Origin of the sequence: Zavarzinia sp. (genome assembly GCF_049306435.1) — a bacterium.
Classification (GTDB): Bacteria; Pseudomonadota; Alphaproteobacteria; order Zavarziniales; family Zavarziniaceae; genus Zavarzinia.
The window spans coordinates 1-5,877 of sequence record NZ_JBAQRT010000280.1; the positions used below are offsets into that span (position 1 = coordinate 1).

The 5,877-nt window shown below is 68.6% G+C and carries 8 protein-coding genes and 1 pseudogene; 2 read left to right on the plus strand and 7 right to left on the minus strand.

Annotation, left to right across the window (positions count from 1 at the left end; translation table 11 throughout):
* The 7 genes and pseudogenes from WAZ62_RS15580 to atpD form a co-directional block, all read right to left on the minus strand.
* Positions 1-234 (minus strand): annotated as a pseudogene (locus tag WAZ62_RS15580) (F0F1 ATP synthase subunit alpha); the annotation flags it as partial.
* Positions 235-238: 4 nt separating this feature from the next.
* Positions 239-484, minus strand: a complete 246-nt coding sequence (locus WAZ62_RS15585; protein WP_109902018.1) for a F0F1 ATP synthase subunit C — start codon at positions 482-484, stop codon at positions 239-241.
* A complete protein-coding gene (locus WAZ62_RS15590; protein ID WP_422644452.1) occupies positions 481-1,173 on the minus strand; it encodes a F0F1 ATP synthase subunit A in 693 nt (230 codons plus the stop codon). The genes WAZ62_RS15585 and WAZ62_RS15590 overlap by 4 nt, the downstream gene beginning before the upstream one ends.
* The gene (locus WAZ62_RS15595; RefSeq protein WP_422644453.1) at positions 1,170-1,457 is read right to left on the minus strand and encodes an ATP synthase subunit I; all 288 of its coding nucleotides are present in this window, start codon (positions 1,455-1,457) and stop codon (positions 1,170-1,172) included. The genes WAZ62_RS15590 and WAZ62_RS15595 overlap by 4 nt, the downstream gene beginning before the upstream one ends.
* Before the next feature lie 2 nt (positions 1,458-1,459).
* Complete coding sequence (locus WAZ62_RS15600) at positions 1,460-1,756, minus strand: AtpZ/AtpI family protein (protein WP_422644454.1); 297 nt, start codon at positions 1,754-1,756, stop codon at positions 1,460-1,462.
* On the minus strand, positions 1,753-2,166 hold the full coding sequence (locus WAZ62_RS15605) for a F0F1 ATP synthase subunit epsilon (RefSeq protein WP_422644455.1): 414 nt from the start codon (positions 2,164-2,166) through the stop codon (positions 1,753-1,755). Before WAZ62_RS15605 ends, WAZ62_RS15600 begins: the two co-directional genes overlap by 4 nt.
* Positions 2,163-3,602: a F0F1 ATP synthase subunit beta gene (gene atpD / locus WAZ62_RS15610; RefSeq protein WP_422644456.1), complete on the minus strand. Its 1,440-nt coding sequence runs from the start codon at positions 3,600-3,602 to the stop codon at positions 2,163-2,165. The genes WAZ62_RS15605 and atpD overlap by 4 nt, the downstream gene beginning before the upstream one ends.
* A 144-nt stretch (positions 3,603-3,746) precedes the next feature.
* Here atpD and WAZ62_RS15615 point away from each other — a divergent pair, with 144 nt between their 5' ends.
* Together WAZ62_RS15615 and WAZ62_RS15620 are read left to right on the plus strand one after the other, a co-directional pair.
* Positions 3,747-5,597, plus strand: coding sequence for an intermembrane phospholipid transport protein YdbH family protein (locus tag WAZ62_RS15615; protein ID WP_422644457.1), 1,851 nt, complete (start codon positions 3,747-3,749; stop codon positions 5,595-5,597).
* A gap of 41 nt (positions 5,598-5,638) precedes the next feature.
* Positions 5,639-5,800, plus strand: a complete 162-nt coding sequence (locus WAZ62_RS15620; protein ID WP_422644458.1) for a YnbE family lipoprotein — start codon at positions 5,639-5,641, stop codon at positions 5,798-5,800.
* The last annotated feature ends 77 nt before the right edge of the window (positions 5,801-5,877 follow it).

A 5,877-nucleotide genomic window follows, 5' to 3' on the forward strand; every position in this document is an offset into this window, starting at 1 on the left:
GGTCAGGATGGCGTCCCGTTCCGCCGCGATGCCGGCGCGTGCCTCGGCGATCTTCGCCGCCTCGGCCGCGGCCTCCGCCCTCCTGGCTTCGGCTTCGGTCAGGATGGTGGCGGCGGCGGTCTGCCGCGCCTCGATGATCGCGGCCAGCGGGCGCCAGAAGAAGCGCGCCATCAGCCAGATCAGGACGGTGACATTGACCGCCTGCAGGCCGAGGGTCCACCAGTCGATGGTCATGACTTCAGCCGAGCAGCGGATTGGCGAAGAGCAGCAGGAGGGCGATCACCAGGCAGTAGATCGCCATGGTCTCGATCATGGCGAGGCCGACGAAGAGCGTGCGCGAGATCGTGTTGGCCGCTTCCGGCTGGCGGGCGATGGCGTCCATCGCCGCGGCGACCGCCCGGCCCTCGGCCAGGGCCGGCCCGATCGCGCCGAAGCAGACCGCGACGGCGGCCGAAATGATGCTGACGAGGGCGAGCCAGTTCATGGATCTTTCCTTTGCTGCGACGGATGGTGCCCGGCTTCACCCACCGCCTCGGCGATGAAGACCATGGCGAGAACCGCGAAAATATAGGCCTGGACCGCCCCCGTGAGCAGATCGAGGGCCATGAGGGGGATGGGCACCAGCAACCCGGCGAGGGACAGCACGATGCCGATGACGAAAACGCCGCTCATCACATTGCCGAACAGGCGGACCAGCAGGGAGAAGGTCCGCGTGACGTTCTCGATCAAATTGAGCGGGATCATGATCGGATTGGGCGTGGCGAAACTGGACAGGTAACCCCGGAGTCCCCCCGCCCTCACGCCGAAGACGATGACCGCGAGAAAGACGAGGAGAGCCAGCGCCGCGTCGGTCTCGAGCTTCGCCGTCGGCGGCTCCACCCCCGGCACCAGCGATGCCCAGTTGGCGGTCAGGATAAACAGGAACAGCGTGCCGATGAAGGGCCTGTAGGGGGCCGGGGGCACGCGCATGGTTTCGCTGATCTGGCTGTCCACCGTCTCGACCACGGTTTCCAGCAGGGCCTGTACCCGGCTCGGGCGAAGGGCGAGGTGGCGCGTCAGCAGGAAGCCGCCGAGGGCGAGCAGCGCCATGATCGCCCAGGTGACCAGCACCGCCGCCGTCACCGGCACGGGGCCGATGTGGAACAGGGCGATGCTCTCGAGGGGGGAGGTCATGGCGCCGCCATCCTGACCCGGCGCATCACCAGCGCCCGCCCGCCGAGGACGCCAAGCGCCGCCGTCAGCAGCGGCACCGCCCCGGCGAGGGCCGCCAGCACAAGCCCCCCGCCCAGAAGCGCGAAACGGCCGATCATCACCCCGATCAGCACCAGCGGCCGGCGTCGTGCCTCGAAGCGGCGGACCTGCCACCACAGACCCCTGAAGTAAAGGATGCCAAAGGCAAGGCCCGCGGCAAGCCCGGCGAGGCCTTCGAGGGCGATCCTGAACACCGCGTCGGTCATGGTCAGGACCGCCCCATCCAGCGCCACGCCGACCAGCAGCCAAGGCCGATGCCGATCATCAGCAGGGGCGCGGTCCAGAACAATCCGCTTTCCAGTTGCCGGTCCAGCCAGCGGCCCAGAAACAGGCCAAGCAGGCCGGGCGTGACGATCATCCAGCCCAGCACGCCGATCTGGCCGAGACGTCGCAGGGCCGAGCCGGCGTTTTCCGCCTCGTGCCGGCGCCGTCTCTCGCCGCGCAGGCGGGTTTCCCGCACCAGCGGGTCCCGTTCGTCGGGAGGCGGGGTGATGGGGGCGTTCATGGCGAAGGTCCGCCGCCATTGGCGCGCAGATGGCTCATGATCTGGCGAATGGCGTTGAGATGCAGCCGCGTGCTCTCGACATGTTGCTGCCGCTCATCCTCGTAAGAGCTGCGGAAGCGGGCGAGCACGATCTCGCCCAGGCTGGCCAGATCATCACCCGGCACGGCTTCGCGCGTTGCAACGGCGATGTCCCGGCCGCCGGTCATGCTCAGCACGCCGCCCCGGACCGCGCAGAACCCCTGCCGTCCATCGGCCCGCCGCCAGCTGACGACGCCGATCGTCAGCGCGGTCAGGAAATCCGCGTGATGGGGCAGGATGCCGAAGCTGCCCGTCGCGTCCTCGGCCCGGAGGGCGGCGATGCCATCCTCGTCGACGACGACGGCGAGGGGCGTGAGGATCCTCAGCCTCATGCCGCCTCGCCTTTCGCTGCCGTCGCTTCCTTCTGCCGCGCCTCGTCGATCGTGCCGATCATGTAGAGCGAGCTTTCGGCCCAGTCGTCGGCCTCGCCGTCGAGGATGGCCCGGCAGCCGGCCAGCGTTTCGGCGCGCGAGACGCTGCGCCCGGGCGTTCCGGTGAAGGCTTCGGTCACCATGAACGGCTGGCTGAGGAAGCGCTGCAGGCGGCGGGCCCGCCGCACCACCAGCCGGTCGGCGCTGCCCAGTTCCTCGATCCCGAGGAGGGCGATGATGTCGCGCAGGTCCTTGAAGCGGGCGAGAACTTCCCGCGCCTGTTCGGCGATCCGGTAATGCTCCTCCCCGACCACCAGCGGATCGAGCAGCACCGAGGACGAGGCGAGGGGGTCGACCGCCGGATAGAAACCCTCAGCGGCCAGGGCGCGGGACAGCACGATGGTACTGTCCATGTGGCTGGAAATCGCGGTCACGGCAGGGTCCGTGAAATCATCGGCTGGAACATAGACCGCCTGGATCGCCGTGACCGCCGCCCCGGCGACGGAAGCGATCCGCTCCTCGAGGGCGGCGACCTCGGTCGCCAGGGTCGGCTGATAGCCGACGCGCGACGGCAACCGGCCGAGCAGGCTGGAGACCTCGGCCCCGGCCTGGACGAAGCGGAAGATATTGTCCATCAGCAACAGAACATTCTGGTGCCGCTCGTCGCGGAAATATTCGGCGATGCTCAGGGCGGTCTGGGGCAGGCGCCAGCGCGCCCCCGGCGGCTCGTTCATCTGGCCATAGACCAGCACGGTGCGGGCGAGCACGCCCGAGCCCTGCATGTCGGTCAGCAGTTCGTGGCCTTCGCGCGAGCGCTCGCCGATGCCGGCGAAGACCGATGTGCCCTTGTATTTCTCGACCATGGCATGGATCAGTTCCATGACGAGCACGGTCTTGCCGACGCCGGCACCGCCGAACATGGCCGCCTTGCCCCCCCGGGAGAGCGGCGACAGGAGATCGATCACCTTGATCCCGGTCTCGAAAATATCGGTCGTGCTGGTTTCGTCCTTGAGAGCCGGGGGCGGGTTGTGAATGCCGCGCCTCGGCGTGTCCTCGGGCAGGGGCGCGCCCAGGTCCCTGATATTGCCAACGACATCCAGGAGACGGCCGAGCACCGCCGGCCCGACCGGCACTTCAAGCGGTTTGCCGCTGGCGAGGACGCGGATGCCCCGGGCAAGACCAGAGGTCGACTGCAGCGCGATCGCCCGCACGACGTCGCCGGAAACATGGCCGTGAACTTCGAGCACGAGGGGTTCGGGCCGGTCCCAGAGCACGGTGAGCGCCGAATGAACCGGCGGCAGGGCGGCCGCCTCGAACCGGACATCCACCACGGCGCCGCGAACGGCGACGACGGCACCTTCAGACCGAGCGGGCGTTTCGCTGGAACTTGCTGTCATGGCGACCCATGACCCCCTTTCCCTAGCGGTGGCGACACCCGCAGCGTTGCACTTTTGGGGCGGCAGGACCACCCCGGGCGTGGTCTTCGTGAAAAATCCGCGAGGCCGGTCCTGTCGCGGCGCCCATGATGATAGGATCACCGGGTGAACAAGGACACACAGACAAGGCGCCGCACCCCATGGGCGCGCATTCTCGCCGCCGGACTGGCGATCCTGCTGGTCCTGACGGCCGGATTCGGTCTCGCGGCCTGGATCTGGCGGGTGGATCTCGCCCGGGTGATTCTCGTTCGGGTCATCGAGGGGCAGGGCTTCGGTCCCGTCGCCTTCTCGCTCGACCGGGTGGATTTCACCCGGATCGATGTCTCCGCCCTTCGGTTGCGCGGCGGGGCCATCGCGGCGGAGCATCTGGCGGTCGATTTCGAATTGTCGGCCCTGCTCGACGGGCGCGTCGGCACCATTACCCTCGCCGGGCTCGACCTTGATCTGGCGGATGGTCCATCGGGGCTGGAGGCCGGCGGCCGGCCGCTGATCGCCCCCGGAACCGGCGACGCTGCGGGGGGAGATGCTTCGGGGGGCGGCGCTTCGGGCATCGACATCGGCGCCCTGGCGCTTGACGGTGCCCGCGTCACCTATCGCTCGGGCGCGGATAGCTGGCGTGTCGTGGCCTCGACCACGCTTTCCCTTGCCGGCAATCATGTCGCGGCGGATGTCTTGACGGCTTCGGTCGAGGGGCCGCCGGGCAAGGCCGCGCTCACGGCAGGCAAACTCGCGCTGGATCTGCCGGCGGCAGGGGGGCTCGGCCTTGAGCTGGCTGCCGTCGCCATCGACCTGCCGGGTCTGCCCTGGGCCCTGTCCGATGCCGCGATCAGCCTGCGACTGACCGATGCGGGCCTTGAAACGACCGTGACGGGGGCGGTCCTGCGGAACCTTCAGCAGCCGCCGCTCTTGATTCCGGTAAGCCTGTCGGGCCAAGCCGGCCTCGTGGGCGATACCGTGGAGTTTTCCCTGAAAGCCGCGCCCCTGACCCTGGGTAATGTCACCCTCGACATCGCCGGGCGATACGATATGGCAAGCGCCGCCCTCGCGGCGACCCTGGCCTTGCCGCCGGTGCGTTTCGCGTCCGGCGGCCTGCAGCCGGTCGACATCAGTCCGCGACTGGGTTCGATGCCCGGCAAGATTTCCGGCGGCGTCGGCCTGTCGGGCAAACTGACCTGGCAGGGGGGCAAACTGGCATCGGATCTGGCTCTCGCCCTCGATGATCTCGGGTTTGTCGGCGAGACGGCGAGCGTCAGCGCATTGAACGGCACGATCAGGATCACCCGACCCTGGCCCCTGACGACGGCGCCGCGCCAGCGCGTGAGCGCCACCGTGTCGAGCGGGGGCGAAAGCGCGGTGGTCGAATTCACCGGCCAGCTGCTGGCGAAACCCGCCCTCAAGGTCGAGACGGTCACGATCCGCGCTGCCGGTGGCACGCTGACCAGCGGCGCCTTCACCGCGACCCTCGATCGCCCGGCGATCAGCACCGTCATCGAGGTGGCGCACGTCGATCTCGCCGAGGTGACCCGCGTTCTCGGCCTCGACGGTCTGTCGGGCACCGGCTTCCTCGACGGCCGCATCCCGATCGAGGTCGCGGGCGACAGGCTGGTGCTGACCGATGGCGCGCTGAAGGCGCAAGGTCCTGGCACGCTGTCCTATCGTCCCGGCAACCTGCCGCCGCAAATCGCCGCCGCGGGGCGGGAAATGGAACTGACCCTGCAGGCGCTGTCCGATTTCCATTACGACAGCCTCGCCATCGAATTCGCCAAGGCGGCCGAGGGTGAGGGCTATGTGCTCCTGAAGATGGCGGGGGGCAACCCCGTATTGCTGCCGGGGCAGCCCTTCAATTTCAACATCAGGCTCGAGAGCAATTTCGCCCGGCTTGCCGATCTCGTCTTGCTCGGCCTAAGGTCGGCGCAGGATCTCTTGGGCCGGGCAACAGGGAGGCTGCAACAGTGACGGATTCGCCAATGGATCGCGCGAGGATCCCCCTCCGCCTTATGCCCGCCGCGCTCATGGCCGCGGCCTGCACGCCCCGGGTCGAGGTGGTCGCCCCTCGGGAGCCGATCACCATCAACCTCAACATCAAGCTCGATGCCGACGTCCGTCTGCATATCGAGGAAAAGGCCAAGGAAGATGTGGAAACCAAGTCGATCTTTTGAGCCGAAGCGCCGGCTTCTGCTGCTGGCGGTCGCCGGCATCGCCCTGGCGCCTTCGCTCGCCCTGGCCCAGGCCCGCC